The organism is Brevibacillus reuszeri, assembly GCF_002897295.1.
GTDB lineage: Bacteria > Bacillota > Bacilli > Brevibacillales > Brevibacillaceae > Brevibacillus > Brevibacillus reuszeri_A.
In genome coordinates, this window is record NZ_BEXF01000020.1 from 58,970 (window position 1) to 74,054 (window position 15,085).

16 protein-coding genes and 1 riboswitch are annotated in these 15,085 nt (G+C 47.8%); of the genes, 12 read left to right on the plus strand and 4 right to left on the minus strand.

Features of this window, described 5'->3' with window-relative positions; genetic code table 11:
• The first annotated feature begins 97 nt into the window (after positions 1 to 97).
• The 5 genes from C3B52_RS25480 (at position 98) to C3B52_RS25500 (ending at position 5,508) form a co-directional block, all read left to right on the plus strand.
• Entirely contained in the window at positions 98 to 439 is a 342-nt protein-coding gene (locus tag C3B52_RS25480; protein ID WP_103109195.1) for a hypothetical protein, read from the plus strand.
• 209 nt (positions 440 to 648) lie between these two features.
• On the plus strand, positions 649 to 2,322 hold the full coding sequence (locus C3B52_RS25485) for an Ig domain protein group 2 domain protein (RefSeq protein WP_373419745.1): 1,674 nt from the start codon (positions 649 to 651) through the stop codon (positions 2,320 to 2,322).
• Between the two features lie 400 nt (positions 2,323 to 2,722).
• Positions 2,723 to 3,970, plus strand: a complete 1,248-nt coding sequence (gene ilvA, locus C3B52_RS25490; RefSeq protein ID WP_103109196.1) for a threonine ammonia-lyase IlvA — start codon at positions 2,723 to 2,725, stop codon at positions 3,968 to 3,970.
• A 217-nt stretch (positions 3,971 to 4,187) separates the two neighbouring features.
• The gene (gene yhfH / locus C3B52_RS25495; RefSeq protein ID WP_084765575.1) at positions 4,188 to 4,349 is read left to right on the plus strand and encodes a protein YhfH; all 162 of its coding nucleotides are present in this window, start codon (positions 4,188 to 4,190) and stop codon (positions 4,347 to 4,349) included.
• Positions 4,350 to 4,506: 157 nt separating this feature from the next.
• Positions 4,507 to 5,508 carry a GNAT family N-acetyltransferase gene (locus tag C3B52_RS25500; RefSeq protein ID WP_235615861.1) on the plus strand — a complete coding sequence of 334 codons (1,002 nt, stop codon included), beginning with the start codon at positions 4,507 to 4,509 and terminating at the stop codon, positions 5,506 to 5,508.
• Positions 5,509 to 5,561: 53 nt separating this feature from the next.
• On the opposite strand, the gene C3B52_RS25505 is transcribed toward C3B52_RS25500, so the two are convergent.
• Positions 5,562 to 5,867: a hypothetical protein gene (locus C3B52_RS25505; protein ID WP_103109197.1), complete on the minus strand. Its 306-nt coding sequence runs from the start codon at positions 5,865 to 5,867 to the stop codon at positions 5,562 to 5,564.
• Between the two features lie 162 nt (positions 5,868 to 6,029).
• Between C3B52_RS25505 and C3B52_RS25510 the strand changes: the two genes are divergently transcribed.
• The 3 genes from C3B52_RS25510 (at position 6,030) to C3B52_RS25520 (ending at position 8,714) form a co-directional block, all read left to right on the plus strand.
• A complete protein-coding gene (locus C3B52_RS25510; RefSeq protein WP_103109198.1) occupies positions 6,030 to 6,599 on the plus strand; it encodes a hypothetical protein in 570 nt (189 codons plus the stop codon).
• Positions 6,600 to 6,690: 91 nt separating this feature from the next.
• Positions 6,691 to 7,254, plus strand: coding sequence for a biotin transporter BioY (locus tag C3B52_RS25515; protein ID WP_103109199.1), 564 nt, complete (start codon positions 6,691 to 6,693; stop codon positions 7,252 to 7,254).
• 116 nt (positions 7,255 to 7,370) lie between these two features.
• Positions 7,371 to 8,714 carry a cytochrome P450 gene (locus C3B52_RS25520; RefSeq protein WP_103109200.1) on the plus strand — a complete coding sequence of 448 codons (1,344 nt, stop codon included), beginning with the start codon at positions 7,371 to 7,373 and terminating at the stop codon, positions 8,712 to 8,714.
• A 305-nt stretch (positions 8,715 to 9,019) separates the two neighbouring features.
• On the opposite strand, the gene C3B52_RS25525 is transcribed toward C3B52_RS25520, so the two are convergent.
• The 3 genes from C3B52_RS25525 to C3B52_RS25535 form a co-directional block, all read right to left on the minus strand.
• The gene (locus C3B52_RS25525) at positions 9,020 to 10,399 is read right to left on the minus strand and encodes a sensor histidine kinase (protein WP_103109201.1); all 1,380 of its coding nucleotides are present in this window, start codon (positions 10,397 to 10,399) and stop codon (positions 9,020 to 9,022) included.
• Positions 10,400 to 11,119 carry a response regulator transcription factor gene (locus C3B52_RS25530; RefSeq protein WP_103109202.1) on the minus strand — a complete coding sequence of 240 codons (720 nt, stop codon included), beginning with the start codon at positions 11,117 to 11,119 and terminating at the stop codon, positions 10,400 to 10,402.
• Between the two features lie 222 nt (positions 11,120 to 11,341).
• Complete coding sequence (locus tag C3B52_RS25535) at positions 11,342 to 11,869, minus strand: C40 family peptidase (RefSeq protein ID WP_103109203.1); 528 nt, start codon at positions 11,867 to 11,869, stop codon at positions 11,342 to 11,344.
• A 5-nt stretch (positions 11,870 to 11,874) separates the two neighbouring features.
• Positions 11,875 to 12,013: riboswitch (cyclic di-AMP (ydaO/yuaA leader) on the minus strand.
• Between the two features lie 323 nt (positions 12,014 to 12,336).
• On the opposite strand from C3B52_RS25535, the gene C3B52_RS25540 reads away from it, so the two are divergent.
• From C3B52_RS25540 to liaF, 4 genes are all read left to right on the plus strand, one after another.
• On the plus strand, positions 12,337 to 12,741 hold the full coding sequence (locus tag C3B52_RS25540; protein ID WP_103109204.1) for a LiaF transmembrane domain-containing protein: 405 nt from the start codon (positions 12,337 to 12,339) through the stop codon (positions 12,739 to 12,741).
• A 67-nt stretch (positions 12,742 to 12,808) separates the two neighbouring features.
• On the plus strand, positions 12,809 to 13,510 hold the full coding sequence (locus C3B52_RS25545; RefSeq protein ID WP_103109205.1) for a PspA/IM30 family protein: 702 nt from the start codon (positions 12,809 to 12,811) through the stop codon (positions 13,508 to 13,510).
• A 93-nt stretch (positions 13,511 to 13,603) separates the two neighbouring features.
• Positions 13,604 to 14,182 (plus strand): class I SAM-dependent methyltransferase, encoded by a 579-nt coding sequence (locus C3B52_RS25550; RefSeq protein ID WP_103109206.1) that lies wholly within the window; start codon positions 13,604 to 13,606, stop codon positions 14,180 to 14,182.
• 14 nt (positions 14,183 to 14,196) lie between these two features.
• A complete protein-coding gene (liaF, locus tag C3B52_RS25555; RefSeq protein WP_103109207.1) occupies positions 14,197 to 15,072 on the plus strand; it encodes a cell wall-active antibiotics response protein LiaF in 876 nt (291 codons plus the stop codon).
• The last annotated feature ends 13 nt before the right edge of the window (positions 15,073 to 15,085 follow it).

Sequence of the window (15,085 nt, forward strand, 5' to 3'; positions counted from 1 at the left end):
CAGAGCAGAAGAGGATGTCACAGATAATGGCAACTTCCTCCCCTGAGCTGTTTTTGTTATAATAGTGCGGAGAATAACGAGGGAGTTGTGACGCTAGATGCAAGAGCTATTTGACAAAATGAAAGAATATCTCAACATGGATTCCGAGATTTCCTTCGCCGAATTTGATGGTTATTATAAAAATGTGGTTGCGTTCCTGAACGACAACTGGACAGGTTTGAACGAAGATGACACCATGAAAATGCTGTTCATCCTCGATAACCTCAAATCCAACGGGGAAGACCGTGCGAAGCGTAAGGAAAAGGAAGCCAAAAAATACGGGAAAATGGCACAGCGCACTGAAATCTGGGCAAATGCTCTGATTGGCCGTCTGCGTGAAGCTGGCTTGACTGACGAAGAAATCGGCAAGCGTTACGAAGAAATCTACGAAGCAGTATAATAGCAAGAAAATGACGATGAGGTCCGATCACGGGCCTCATCTTTTTTTGGTTTCATCAGCCCGACCTACGAGATATGTCAAAGGACTGGGAGTCATTTTCAAAAAGTTATGTCATTAGAACCAAATTTTGTAAAAACAATGTTAATAGGGCAAAATTACAGGATAAATATGGTAATCTTTAGAGGAATTCTCTATCCTATCAAAAGGAGTTGGACCATTTGACCAAGCAAAGAAAGCATCGGCTATCATCCTTTCTTCTCTCCCTTGCGCTCTTCACAGGCATCTTTACGCTGCCACTGACGAACGCCACTGTCACCAAGGCAGAGGGACCACTCGATCCAGCACCTGTTTTGACGCCGAAAGTCGTAAATAACAACAACAGCAAAAAAATTCTCTTTGATAACACGCATGGACAGACAGCGGGAGCAGCCGACTGGGTCATTGACGGAGCATTTTCCGATTTTGGCGAAGCATTAGCGGACGAAGGGTATTATGTTACCGAGCTGCGCAAGACGACACCGATCACTCTGAGCGATTTGGAGGATTATGCGGTATTCGTTATCGGAGAAGCAAATATCCCTTATAAAACCACTGAACAGCAGGCGATGCTTGATTACGTGCAAAACGGCGGCAGTATTTTCTTCATCGGGGATCATTACAATGCAGACCGCAACAAAAACCGCTGGGATGCAAATGAAGTATTTAACGGGTATCGCCGCGGAGCCTGGAATGATCCAACGCAAGGCATGGACACGGGAGAACGCAATTCAGCTGCCATGCAAAATGTAGACAGCTCTGATTGGCTGGGAACCAACTTTGGCATCCGTTTCCGATACAACGCCCTTGGCGACATCACGGCAAATAACGTCGTGCCTGCAAGTGAATCGTTTGGGATTACAAGCGGAGTAAGCACAGTAGCGATGCACGCTGGCTCGACCCTGGCTATACTCGATCCGGATAAAGCGAAAGGAATTGTTTATTTGCCAACTACGAATGTGAAGTGGGCAAATGCCGTAGACCAAGGGGTGTACAATGGTGGCGGCGTAAACGAAGGACCCTATGTAGCGATTTCCAAGGCAGGAAGCGGAAAAGCAGCATTCATTGGTGATTCCTCTCCTGTTGAGGATGCTACGCCAAAATACAAGCGCGAGGAAAATGGCGCAAGTAAAAAGACTTACGATGGATTCAAGGAGCAGGATGATGCCCAGCTTCTCGTCAATCTGATCGATTGGCTGGCAGAACCAGAGGCGTACACGAGCTTTGACCAGTTGACCGGTTTTACTCCAAGTCCTGTCACACAGCTGTTGCCGATGGAAAATCCGCAAACCTCAACAGAGCCTGTGCCAGAGCCTTGGGCGGCACCTGCTGCTGGCTACAAATGGTGGGATGCTTCTACTTTTAAACAAGGTTCTTATGGTTACTCGAGTACGACGCCGAATCCGGGTACTGGCCAGGAATTCGAAGATTTTGAAACAGGGACAAAAGCAGCTTATGCAGCCGGAGATGTGACATTGGAGAGCGGCACATGGAATTTGGATAATGCCCTGTTAGGAAATACGACTGCGGATAAAAAGCTGGGCAGTCAATCGGTAAGAGCACGAGCAGCTGGCTCAATCACGATGAAGTTTGATGTAAGCAACGTAACGACGGTCACGATTTCCCATGCAAATTATGGTACAGATACAGGCGCTACGTGGAAGCTGCAAAAATCGGTAAACGGCGGGCAGACGTGGCAGGACGTCAGCAGCCTGCAGAGCAGCACCGGGGCTTTGCAGCAGCAGAGCTTTACTGTGAACGAAACAGGCAACGTCCGTTTCAAAATCGTCATCTCGGGAACGTCTGGCAAACGCCTCAACTTTGATGACATAACGTTTGACAACTAGGACGAGTACATTTATAATTTGTAACTAATTTGAATAGTTCGTTAGTTGCGTAGATAAGGAAGAGTAAAAGCAGAGAGCAGCGTTGCAGAGAGTCGTCCCTCGTGCTGAAAGGATGATCGCCAGCCTGTTTTGAAAATCACCTTGGAGCAGTGTCCTAGAAAAGAGAAAGCTAATTTCTGTTAGTAAAGGACAACGGATTCGTCTCCGTTACCAGACGGGAGTTCCCATGTTGAACTTCCCTAAGTCTGTTTTCCGTGAGGGGAATAGAGTAGCTGAGTGGTACCGCGATGCCCTCGCCTCAGCCAGCCATGCGCATATAAGCGCTGCTGGCGGGGCGGGGGCTTTTCTTTTTCATGAGACAATAGAGACATGAGACACCTTTGGGAGGAGCATTCAATATATGAGTACAGTAACTGTGGAAGAGATCGTGGTAGCCAACCATGCCTTGAAAGACGTGGTAGAAAAAACACCGCTACAAAAAAACAAGGTCCTGTCCGAACGATATGGCTGCAATGTGTATTTGAAACGAGAAGACCTGCAAGTAGTACGTTCGTTTAAAATCCGAGGTGCTTATCATTTTATTCGCAATCTTTCGTCAGGCGAGAGGGAAAATGGTGTTGTATGTGCCAGTGCGGGGAACCATGCACAGGGTGTGGCTTATTCGTGTCATCAATTAAAAATTCAGGGAACGATCTTTATGCCGACGACAACTCCGCGGCAAAAGGTCACGCAGGTGAAGCTGTTCGGCGGATCTTATGTGGAAGTGGTTCTGATTGGGGATACGTTTGACGATTCTTTTGCAGAAGCGATGAAATATTGCATACAGGAAGAGAGGACCTTTGTTCATCCGTTTGATGATCCGCTTGTAGTTGCTGGACAAGGCACTGTAGGCTTGGAAATCATGAATGACATGGAGGAGCCTGCCGATTTTGTTTTCATGAGCATTGGCGGGGGCGGACTGGCAGCTGGTGTAGGTACGTATGTAAAAGGGATCAGCCCGGATACGAAAATCATTGGGGTAGAACCTGCGGGAGCGGCTTCTATGAAAGCGGCGCTTGAGCTCGGTGACGTGGTGACCTTGGATGAAATTGATAAATTTGTCGATGGAGCGGCTGTTAAACAGGTAGGGCAATTGACCATGTCACTTTGTCGTGATGTGCTGGACGACATCGTAATGGTGCCAGAAGGAAAAGTATGTACAACAATCCTTGATCTGTATAACAGCAACGCGATTGTGGTGGAGCCAGCAGGCGCTTTGTCCATCGCTGCGCTCGACTTTTACCGGGAGCAAATTGCCGGCAAAAACGTAGTGTGTGTCATCAGCGGGGGTAACAACGATATTGACCGGATGCAGGAAATCAAGGAGCGCTCGCTGTTACACGAAGGATTGAAGCACTATTTTGTGATTCACTTCCCACAGCGTGCAGGCGCGTTGCGCGAGTTTATGGAAAAGGTGCTCGGGCCGCATGATGATATCACGCGTTTTGAATACACCAAGAAGAACAACAAAGAAAATGGACCTGCATTAGTGGGAATTGAGATGAAGTGCCAGGCGGATTATCAGCCGCTGGTGGCGCGAATGAAGCAGCATGGAATCAGCTATGTAGAGATCACAAATGATCCGTATCTGTTCAATTTGCTGATTTAAAAAGGCTGCTAAACCAGTCTGGAAAACAGAGCTGTGATCATTGTGTTACAACAGATTGCGAATTTGCAAAAATGTATGAATACAGCGAAAAAGAGAGCAAGCGAGAGAGAATGAGCGCGAGAGAAAGATAATGCGGCGTAATGTATTATAACAAACTTTTATAAAACAGCTCCTGTTGTAATACAATACAGATAACAACACACGGGGGGTTAAAATCATGACGCCGATCACTACTTTCTTTCGCAATCTGGAAGCAAAATGCTGCGCTGCTTGCGGGCAAACCATCAACGAACAGGCAGAATCCTATGCTACAGAATGCTTTACTTGCCAGGAGCAGGCATCCTTCGACGCCTACAAGCACTACCATCAAAAACGCTAATGAACCGATTCGAGAGATAAGGTGTACCGCTTGGCAGCAGCCAAAAGCAGGTGCGCCTTTTTTGTATGGAAAGCTACAAGGCTGTTTTCAGCAAAAAGGAACTTCCTTTGACTATCCAGAAAGTATGTAGGAATGGTTTCAAAAGGAGCGAGGGGGGATGAGCATTTTGAAAGTCGTTTCTTTTTCTACAGATCGGCTCACAGAGGCAGGGAGATTGCTCGCTCTCTGCCAAAAACGAGCAAATGCAGCCATTCCTATGCTGCCAAGTCAAGGGGAGGCAGAAGAAATAGCCATTCGTGCTCTCACGGGCGAGTGGGAGAAAACAGGTGTATCAGGAGTAGCTGCGCTAGACGATGACAAGCTAGTCGGCTATGTCATCGGTCAAAAACAAGAAAATGCTATGCGTGGCAGGCACGTTTGGATCAGTTTGGCTGGTCAGGCGATAGCTTCGGAACAGCCTGTAGAGCTGTATCGGGATTTGTACGCAGCAGCGGCCCAGGAATGGGTGGATGAGGGATATTTTTACCATTGCGCACTGTTGCCAGCCGGTAATCCGGAGCTGTTACAGACATGGTTTTGTCTCGGGTTTGGTCATGAGCAGGTACATGGTCTGCTCTCATTAGAGGAGCTTCAGCTGAGTGCCTCCTCATTGTGGGTGGAGGGAGTGGAGCTTCGCTTGGCGACGCCCGACGATCGTGAGGCGATTGCAGACGTATCATCGCTGATCAGGACTTATCAAGCAAAATCGCCTGTGTTCGGCGTAGCATTGCCCGAAGACGCACAAAAGATTCGCGATGGTTATTCAGGGCTGGTCGATGATCCGCAGGTCGATCTGTGGATTGCGAAAAAGGGAGAAGAAATTATTTCCTTTCAGGCCTACTTCCCAGCTGACAGTGATCCATTCACGATGACTCCAGAGCACTGTATCGAATTGGGGATCGCGGCGACTCGGCCCGAGTACCGAGGAAGCGGGATAAATTTCGCGTTAACGACGAGAGGCTTGGCCCATGCAAAAGAAAAAGGCTATCATTATTGCATGACTGATTGGAGAATGACGAATCTGCAATCCTCTCGTTATTGGCCACGTCAAGGCTTTGTTCCGGTTGTCTACCGGCTTTCTCGGCTGATCGATCACAGAATTGCTTGGGCAAAAGGATAAGGAAAGAGGAAAAGGCCGCTGCGTGTCAGGATGCAGCGGCTTTTACGTATCCTTCAGCGACTGGAGGGGGATGCCTTCGAGGCTTGCTGCTTTACATAGTCAATCAGCCCCAGCTGAAAGCCCTCTTGGGTAAGCAATCGCTTCGCTTCGTAAGTACTTGCATAGTAAGCGTGAACATGTGGGTCATTTTCGAGAACTTGCCGGCATGCTTCATCAGCGTACAGCTCCAGGTACCAATCTGCTGATTTGATTTGCGCGACCAGGTCTTCATAAGGGGGCTCCGGTTTTTTCCACGGATTCAGGCGGTGAAACAGTTCACCAAAAATCGCTACAACGACTAAAATTCCGATTAAGAACATGGCTGTCACCTCAAAGGTTGGTTCCCTCCCATGTTACCACTCCATTGCCCCTGTTTTCCACGGGTAAGTCCGCCTGCTTGCAAAACAGTCAGAAAGGAGGCATCCTAGAATGATAAGAAGGCTTGTACGAGACAGCTTTTTGGAAGGGACTGAGGATAACAGATGTTTCATCCGTTAGTATTTGACAACATCAGGGTGGTGCTGGAAGGAGCAGTATACGATCGTGATTTTGAGGGCGCCATCACCATTACCGGGCGCTTGGACGTGATGGATATGGCTTCTTTTCACCGGATGTTTCAAATAGAGTTTACATTAGTGGATCGGGATAAAAGTGAGCAAGCTGTAATCGCAGAGATGCACCTGCGAACAAGCCTGGCTGATATTGCTGCTGAACAGCTGGAGCAGCCGTTGACAGAGCATGTTGGCTGTACGATTTGTATTCATTTTCATTTGCCGATGACGAATCATGAGGATGTTCCGCAAAAAATAAGATCAATCACAACGATTCTGGACGATATATGGGGAAGTCGACCATACATAACACAAACGCTGAAGGCCAAGGTAGAGGAAAATCGGATCGAGTGGCCGCCAAAGCATCTGCGGAATCAGGTAACTCTTGATTTTTATCGTAAAATTGACGAGGGGAATATTGACGACTTGCGCTTTTTAATTGATCACACGGTGCAGTCGCTCACGCAGCTACAGGCGTTTGCAGACAACGACCTCAGCTAAATTTGCATAGGGGCATTTACAATTCCCAGCATGCGTATTATTATTTTGTTAACCTTATTATAATTTTAGTTAACAAACGGAGGCTATACGCATGAGAAATGAACGCTTGAGGTGGCTTCTCTTATCTGCTATTTTTGCTGCGATTACGGCTGTCTTGTCCCAGCTGACGATTCCATTGCCTTTGATCCCGATTACGGCGCAGACGCTTGCTGTAGGCTTGACTGCTACGATTTTGGGCAGTCGCTACGGAACGGTAGCACTTTTGATTTACGTGCTGCTTGGTGCGATCGGCTTGCCAGTTTTTACAGAGGCTAGCGGCGGCTTGCAAGTATTGGTTGGGAAAACCGGAGGCTATATCTTCGGATTTATCGTGACCGCATATGTAACGGGCCTGTATCTGGAAAAGACGAGCTTTACCTTCGTAAATGCTGTGATCGCCAATATTATCGGGATGATCGTTACATTGATTTTTGGTTCCATTCAATTGAAATTTGTACTGGATGTTCCATGGGACAAAGCGTTTGCATTCGGCGCGACACCATTTTTGATGGTAGGCGTGATCAAGGCAGTGCTCGCTGCCCTCATTGGAATCAAGGTGCGGGAGCGTCTGGTTGCAACACGCTTGCTGCGTACACAACAATCAATTACAAACTAGCTTGCAGTCTTTTTTTATAGTCATCCGATTTTCGGGTGGCTATTTTTTTCGCATAATCTCCTTTTTGTGCTGGATACTATTCCGTAACATGCCGTATTTACCACAAGGAGGACGTTATGAATGTAACGATTTCGGGACCAAAGGGTCTGCCGCTCTCGGGGAATCTGTTATCCTTTCGCCGTGATCCGCTACAGTTTATCCGTAATGCTTCTGAGGAGCACGGTGATGTGGTGCATTTTCGATTTGGACCGAAACGCCATGTCTACCTGCTCACGAATCCAGATCAGATCAAAGAAGTGCTGGTGACCAAGCAAGCGCATTTTCGCAAAGGAAAAGGGCTGCAAGTAGCGAGAGCAGTCGTAGGAGACGGAATTCTTACGAGTGAAGGGAAGAAGCATTTGCGGCAAAGAAGATTGATGCAGCCAGCCTTTCATCGTGAACGAATTGCTGCTTATGGTCAGGTCATGGTTCGCCAAGGGGTTGACCTGATGAGCGAATGGAGGGACGGTGAAGTTCGCGACATCCACCACGATATGATGAAGGTCACGCTGGCGATCATTACCGAGACGATGTTTGGCAAAAGCATCAAAGAAGGCGCCGATCAAATTGGAGAGGCGATTGATATCGGATTGAAGTACGTTGCCAACAAGGCGTCCTCGTTTATTGACATACCGCTGTCTGTACCGACAAAAAGCAATCGCCAGTTTATGGAGTCGAACGAGACATTGGACAAAACGATTTTTTCGTTGATCGAGGAAAGACGTAAAAGTGGGGATCATGGGAAAAATGACCTTTTGTCGATGCTCTTGGCGGCACGAGACGAGGATGACGGCGAAGGGATGACTGACGAGCAAGTGCGTGATGAGGTTATGACCATTTTTGTGGCAGGTCACGAGACGACAGCCAATACGATGTCCTGGATTTTTTATTTGCTGGCTACACATCCAGAAGCAGAGAAAAAGCTCCAGGATGAGCTGTCGACGGTCCTGTGTGACCGGCTGCCTACAGTCGAAGATTTGCCTCATCTGACGTATACGAATTTGATTGTACAGGAGACGCTGAGGCTGTATCCAGCGGCGTGGACGATTAACCGGGAGGTCGTGGAAGAGGTAGAGATCGGCGGCCATACTTATCAGCCAGGGGAGACCTTGATGATGAGCCAGTACGTCATGCATCGCAATCACCGTTACTTTGACAATCCTGACGAGTTTATCCCTGAGCGTTTTGAGGGCGATTTGCTAAAACGAATTCCGACCTATGCCTATTTCCCGTTTGGGGGAGGTCCGCGTGTATGCATCGGGAATAACTTTGCCTTGATGGAAGCAGCTCTGCTTTTGGCGACGATCGCCCAGCGCTATCGATTGCGCCTAGAAACTCCTGATCAAAAGGTAGAGCCAGAGCCGTTGGTTACATTGCGGCCGAAAAATGGCTTGCCCATGAGAGTAGAGAAGAGAGGATAAAAAAACCCACTATCGAGGACTCCTCTTAGATGAGCGACCGCGTTTTAATGGAAGGTTTTTATGCGTTCCAGAAAGTTTAAGCAAGATTGCTTTTATACGTTGAAGCACTTAAACTTTCTTGCACGTTAAAAAAGGAAGGGGATTTTTGGACAAAAAAAAGGGCATCTTTTCACCTACGGGTTACGCCGTGTTGTGTCAGATACCGAACTGGGGGTTATTTATCACTGAAAGCAACATGCTTACAAGTAATAATGTAACAGAGAAAAATAAAAAATATATTAACTGAGAATAAATCTATATAAATTTTAAATGTGGTAAAAAGGAATCGTGAACGAGAAGCTGCTTCCGACTCCGAGCTCACTGTTTACCATCAGTTCTCCACCATGTCGTCGAACGATGCTTTGGGAGATTGTCAAACCAAGTCCCGTACCACCGTTGTTTCGGTTGCGGGACTTTTCTGCGCGATAAAATTTGGTGAATACTTTGGGCAGGTCTTCACTGGAGATGCCCTCACCCTTATCAATCACGGAGAAAAGCACATGTCCTTCACGCTGGTCACAGGTAATCATGATAGAGCCTTCTGGCTTATTGTAGTAAATCGCGTTGTTGAGCAGGTTTTCCATAACCCGGCGCAGCTTTGTTTCATCCGCCTCAATATGCAGCTCGTTGGAAACACGCAGCTTCCACTGGAAGGAAAGGCCTGCGTCCTTGATGCGGGTCAAATAGTCTTCAATAATCCCTTTCAAGAACCCTTTTACATGAATCCGGCTAATGTTGAGCCTTACTTCAGTGCTTTGCTGGCTAAAGTCCTGCAATTCGTCCAGCAGCTTTTCCAGATCAGACGTTTTCAATTCGATTTTGCTCATCTGCTTCTGAATCCGCTCAAGCTCAGTGACGCGTCCTGAGCCGATGTAGGAAGCGTATCCCTTGATTGTAGTCAGCGGTGTACGGAAGTCGTGGGCGATCGAGGCGATCATCTCAGATTGACGTTCCTCGGAAAAGCGCAGCTCATCCACCATATCCCCGAAGTAGCGAAACAATTGACCGAACTCGTCATGGGATTTGTAGGTAAATGAGACGAGTCGCTTTCCTCCGCGAATCTCTTGAGTTACACGTGACAGCTCGCTCACAGGGCGCAAAATCCAGCGGACAAATAGAGTGAGTAGCACCAGACCGACCAATACAAGGCTTCCGTAAATAAACCAAAGCATCATGGATACACCAGTTGTAGACATGATGTCATAGTCGTCTGTGTAAAAATAAATGACAATTTCCCCTTCGCGTGGCGGCTCCTGTTGAAAGTGGTATTCCGCAACCGTCTTGAGGTCCCCCTTTTTGGAGGAACTCCGGTTCGAAGTGGACGAAGGGACCTTTAAATCATAAGCTTGCGAGGTTTTGTTGAATATCGTATTGCCGTTTGCGTCCTTGATCACCATGCGGTACATGACGTCCTCAGGAAGCTGCTTTTCCAGCTCCTGACGCTCCGTAGGGTCCTTGAAGTTGCTCGTACGCAATAGCTGATTGACTCGAACCTTTTCCGCTGCTTCCTTTTCGTATTGATATTGATTGTGTCTGTCATTTTTTAGCTGGTCAACAATGATGTCTTGAAAGACGAATTTGAACAAAAGGATATTCAGTGTGATCAAAGCGATAAACGAAAGAAACAGTTTATTGCGCAAGCTCATTTATTGCTTCTCCCCGATAAATACGTAGCCTGTCCCCCATTGTGTCTTAATGAACTGGCGGTTCGTCTCCAGCTTTTCACGCAAGTTTTTAATGTGGACGGTCACTGTATTAAGCGAGCCGTAGCCATAGCCCCAGACACGATCGTAGATTTGTTCCCGTGTAAACACGATGCCAGCATTTTCAGCGAGGAATGTGAGCAGTTGAAATTCCTTGGTGGATAGCTCAATTTTCTCATTGCTGACATAGACAGAATACGTTTCTTTATGAATTTCCAGGTCTTTAAATTTGAGGACTGTAATAGAAGAGTTGGCAGCTTCTTTATCCGGCTGCTCTTCGGTATGCTTGCGAATGCGCTCATAGCGGCGCAAATGGGCACGAATACGGGCAAGTAGCTCTTCCGTATCAAAAGGCTTGGTAATGTAATCATCGGCACCGATTTCAAAGCCTACGACCTTGTCCACAGCTTTTCCTTTTGCACTTAGAAACAGAATCGGCAAATCCCACTCACGGCGAATTTGGGAGCAGAGCTCATAGCCGCTCATATTCGGCATCATAATATCTAGCAGAATGAGATTCGGGCGATGGCCCTGGCTGAGCATCTGCAGTGCATCTTCGCCATTTTCGGCTGTGGACACCTGAAAGCCTTCGTTTTCCAATATGTCTTCTAAGAGTTCAATAATCTCGAGGTTGTCATCGACAATTAATATGTGATCCTTCACCGGTTATACCCCCAGTTACTTCTATTAATATGGAAACGAGAAATCAGAAAAAAATTATTTACCATGTCTATCTATCATAACATGCTTTGACCAGGGAAAGGCAAGTATGCCCCTCACTATAATCAAATACTTATAAGTGAGGTCACCTCATGACACCAGGTACTAAGTTTCGTCAGAAAAAGCCAGAGACGCGAAGTCCCTGGCTCTTATTTTTTTGCCGAACTACTTTTTAGTTGCTTGATTTTCCGGCAACGATGCAGCTTGCACCGCGTTTTCCTTCTTCGGGTTTTCAGCCTTTGCTTCCAGAACAGGCGTGTTGATGCGCTTTGCACCTACATAACGCTTGCTCCAGTAGTAGGGATCGCTCAACTTGGTGTTGACGACGCCACGGCCAGTTTCCGAGTGCACGAATGTGCCGTTTCCGATGTAGATGCCAACATGAGAAATGCTGCGTCCATTCGTATTGAAGAAGACAAGGTCGCCGGGTTGAAGGTCTTTCTTCTCGACGGATTCTCCTACTTCATATTGAGCCGCAGAATTGTGAGGCAAGTCTACACCTAACGCATCAAATACGTAGCGTGTGAAACCGGAGCAGTCAAAGCCCTTTTTGGATGTACCGGACGATTTGTAAGGAACGCCGTACAGATCGCTTACCACATCATTCAAAGATGTGCTTTCAGCAGCCTGTGCAGCACCGGCTCCCATCGCCAGCAATCCAGCCATAATAAAAGATACTACCAACTTGCGCAAAAGAAACTGCTCCTCCCATGAGCCTACGAGGTTAGCTGAAGGGTTCGGTCGAAAGGACGCCCTAGACTGCCGTGATACACAGCCATTCACCCCAAAAACTTGGTTCCCCCGTTTCCGCCAGGCGGAACTCGGCTATTTTCGATGTTTTTTTACACGCATACTCAACACAGATTCTACGCTTGTCCAATATTTCCTCTTTTTCGATGATTTGTTCACATTTTTGCCACAATATTTTGTCTGATGGCGTAACGTTTTGTCCAGGTAATGCAAGCTATGATTCGGCAAGGTCCTGCAAGGTCCTGCAAGGCTTTGCAAGGCTCGTCCGATTGGAGCAGGAAGCAGTATCCGTCCAAGGACGGAGGGAAAAACCAACCGCTCGCCCGTTATGGGGAGCCTATGCTCGGGGCTACAATAAGGTCATAAGGTCGACCTGCACCACATCAACAACGAATGGAGGCAAGCAAAGGATGAGCGAACGGTCTGGAAAGATACTACTCGGGCTGGTTCTGCTGCTAATTGGCGGGTTGGTTCTGTTGGACCAACTGGGAATCGACAGCGGCGACTTGATTGGCGTGTTGATTCCTTCAGTAATCATGCTGTACGGAGCTCGCAAAGTAATGGGTAATTCGGGCTCACGCTTTTGGGGAGTCATTGTCTTCCTGTTCGGGCTGTTGATGCTGTTTGGGAAGCTGCACCTCTTGTTCCACAGCATCTTGGCCATAGGGGTTATCTATTTGGGATACCGCCTATTGCGTCCGCGGCCAGAACAAAAAGAAGCACCACCAGCTTGGGAGCGTCAGTGGGCAAAAGGAGTATTGAAAGAAGATACGTTGGATGACTGGGAAAAAAGAGTAACAAGACGCCAGCCGTAAGTAACTTTGTCGAATGTGGCTTTTGGATGAAACTATATGATGTGATATGATGAGGAGGAAATAAAAAATGAGTATCTTTAGACGTTTGCGTGACCTGACAGTAGCTTCTGTGAATGATGCATTGGATTCGATGGAAGATCCAGTAGTGATGCTGAACCAGTACATGCGTGACATGGAAGTAGAAATTGGACAGGTTGAAGTAGCGGTAGCTCGCCAGGTTGCCCTGGAAAAGAAATTCCGCCAGCAGCTGGATGAGGCCAACGCACTGATCGAAAAACGTGATCGCCAGGTGAAGCTGGCCCTGACCGAAGGCGAAGATGAGCTCGCTCGCCGCGCTTTGGCAGACAAAAAGCAGTATGAAGGACGTGCAGCAGAATACGAAACCCTCTACTTGTCGGCTTCAGAAGCAGCAGCGCAAATGCGTGAGAAGCTGGCTGAGCTGAAAGAAGAGTTCTATAAAATGCGTGCTAAAAAATTCACACTGATGGCGCGTGCGCAAGTTGCTCGTACACAAAAACAAGTAAATCAAGCGGTTGTAGGTATTGGCAACCAAACAGCTGGCCGCGGCTTTGCAAGAATGGAAGAAAAGGTTATGCGCATGGAAGCAGAGGCACAAATGAGTGGACAATGGCGCGGTTCCAATGTAGGTTATGGATGGGAGAATGCTTTGTCCCAGCTGGAGAAGGATGATCTCGATTCCGAGCTTGCAAACATCAAAGCCTCATTGCAAGAGAAAAAAGCACCGGTCCAAAAACCAGAGCAGTCCTAATCGGACAGGAACTAGGGGACCAGGTGTAGAATAAAGTGTGGCAACTAGGCAGCCTGGATTTCAGGCTGCTTTTCCCCCTAGGAGGTACAGTTCTTGGTAGACTTCTTGGTCTTTTTGCGACGGTTTATCGCTGAGCCCGGTCGTGTCGGCAGCGTTATTCCCAGCTCTCGGTTTTTAAGTGCACGTATGCTGGAGCGCGTTAATTGGGCTTCCACCGATGTCATACTTGAGCTGGGGCCTGGCACGGGTGCTTTTACGCAAGCGATTTATGAAAATATACGTCCCGATACCCATTATGTGCTTGTAGAGCGCGACTCCCAGTTTCGGTCGATGCTCCACTCCCGATTTCCGGAGATTCCGATCATGGAGGAAGCAACGAGACTGCGGGATTACTTGGAGGAATTAAAACTTGGGCAGGTAGATGTGATTATATCAGGGCTGCCTTTTGCCAACTTTCCGCAAGAGCTACGGACAGACATTTTGAATGAAGTCCAATCCGTGCTGAAACCAGGCGGGCTGTTCATTACATTCCAATATTCGCTACAACTCCAAGCTGAGCTGCAGGCACGTTTTTCCAGGGTAGAGACCAGCTTTACCTTGCTGAATATACCACCTGCATTCATTTATACATGTCGTAACGGTCAGAGTGAAAACGATCGGCATGGGGCGTAAGAGAGGAGACTTCTGTGAAATTGTCCCGCTTGCACAAAATGTTGGCTGGTGTCCTGATCATTTTGACTGGGATTGGCCTTTTATTAAATGGGTTGCATATAATCACGTTCGGTCTGTTTGATCTGTGGCCGATGCTCTTGGTGTACTTTGGCGCACGGTTGTGGAAGCAGAACAATCGGATCGGCGGCGGCATATTGATCAGTCTGGGTACGATCATCGCTCTCGAAATGTGGTTTGGCATTGGCATAGATGATTTGTTTCGACTAGCAGTACCCTTCGTCTTTATTTACTTCGGCTTCCGCCTGGTGCGGGGCAGAACGCGGCAAAAGGGCCCGCTCCCAAAAAGGGATACAGTGCTCGCAAAAGATGATCTCGACTTCCAGCCTGAGTCGATGCCTGATGATGAAGGTGTAGCTGATGAGCCTAAAACGAAAAGTGAAAGCTGGACAAAATGGAGACCGCCCGGTGCGAAGTCAGGGGACAAGGATGGTTCGACCGTTTATCGAGACCGCATGTTGCCGAAAGATTCCCGCAGCTCGCTGATTGGTGATTTTCACCTGACCTCGGGCAGGTTCGAGCTGAGCCAACTGCATGTATGGCATGGCATTGGCGATGTTGTGATTGACTTGTCTCGGGCTATGCTGATGAAAGAGGAAGCGCTTCTCGTAGTGGAGGGATGGGTTGGCGACGTTACGATCTACGTCCCTGTCGATCTTCCCGTTTTAGTATCAGCGGAGCTCACGGTTGGCGATTTGGAAGTGTTCAGTCACCGCCAGGGCGGGGTCAATCGAAGCCTGATGATTCGTTCTGATCATTATGATCAGGCGGTGCATAAAGTAAATTTGCATATCTCGCTGCTAGTCGGCGATATAAAAGTCAAGTACATCTAGGAGGTACTGGCGG

Coding starts and splice junctions, on each gene's coding strand:
- C3B52_RS25525 (WP_103109201.1), bottom strand. CDS start 10,399: ATGAGCTTGCGCAATAAACTGTTTCTTTCGTTTATCGCTTTGATCACA.
- yhfH (WP_084765575.1), top strand. CDS start 4,188: ATGACGCCGATCACTACTTTCTTTCGCAATCTGGAAGCAAAATGCTGC.
- C3B52_RS25505 (WP_103109197.1), bottom strand. CDS start 5,867: ATGTTCTTAATCGGAATTTTAGTCGTTGTAGCGATTTTTGGTGAACTG.
- C3B52_RS25545 (WP_103109205.1), top strand. CDS start 12,809: ATGAGTATCTTTAGACGTTTGCGTGACCTGACAGTAGCTTCTGTGAAT.
- C3B52_RS25500 (WP_235615861.1), top strand. CDS start 4,507: ATGAGCATTTTGAAAGTCGTTTCTTTTTCTACAGATCGGCTCACAGAG.
- C3B52_RS25480 (WP_103109195.1), top strand. CDS start 98: ATGCAAGAGCTATTTGACAAAATGAAAGAATATCTCAACATGGATTCC.
- C3B52_RS25540 (WP_103109204.1), top strand. CDS start 12,337: ATGAGCGAACGGTCTGGAAAGATACTACTCGGGCTGGTTCTGCTGCTA.
- C3B52_RS25515 (WP_103109199.1), top strand. CDS start 6,691: ATGAGAAATGAACGCTTGAGGTGGCTTCTCTTATCTGCTATTTTTGCT.
- C3B52_RS25510 (WP_103109198.1), top strand. CDS start 6,030: ATGTTTCATCCGTTAGTATTTGACAACATCAGGGTGGTGCTGGAAGGA.
- C3B52_RS25520 (WP_103109200.1), top strand. CDS start 7,371: ATGAATGTAACGATTTCGGGACCAAAGGGTCTGCCGCTCTCGGGGAAT.
- ilvA (WP_103109196.1), top strand. CDS start 2,723: ATGAGTACAGTAACTGTGGAAGAGATCGTGGTAGCCAACCATGCCTTG.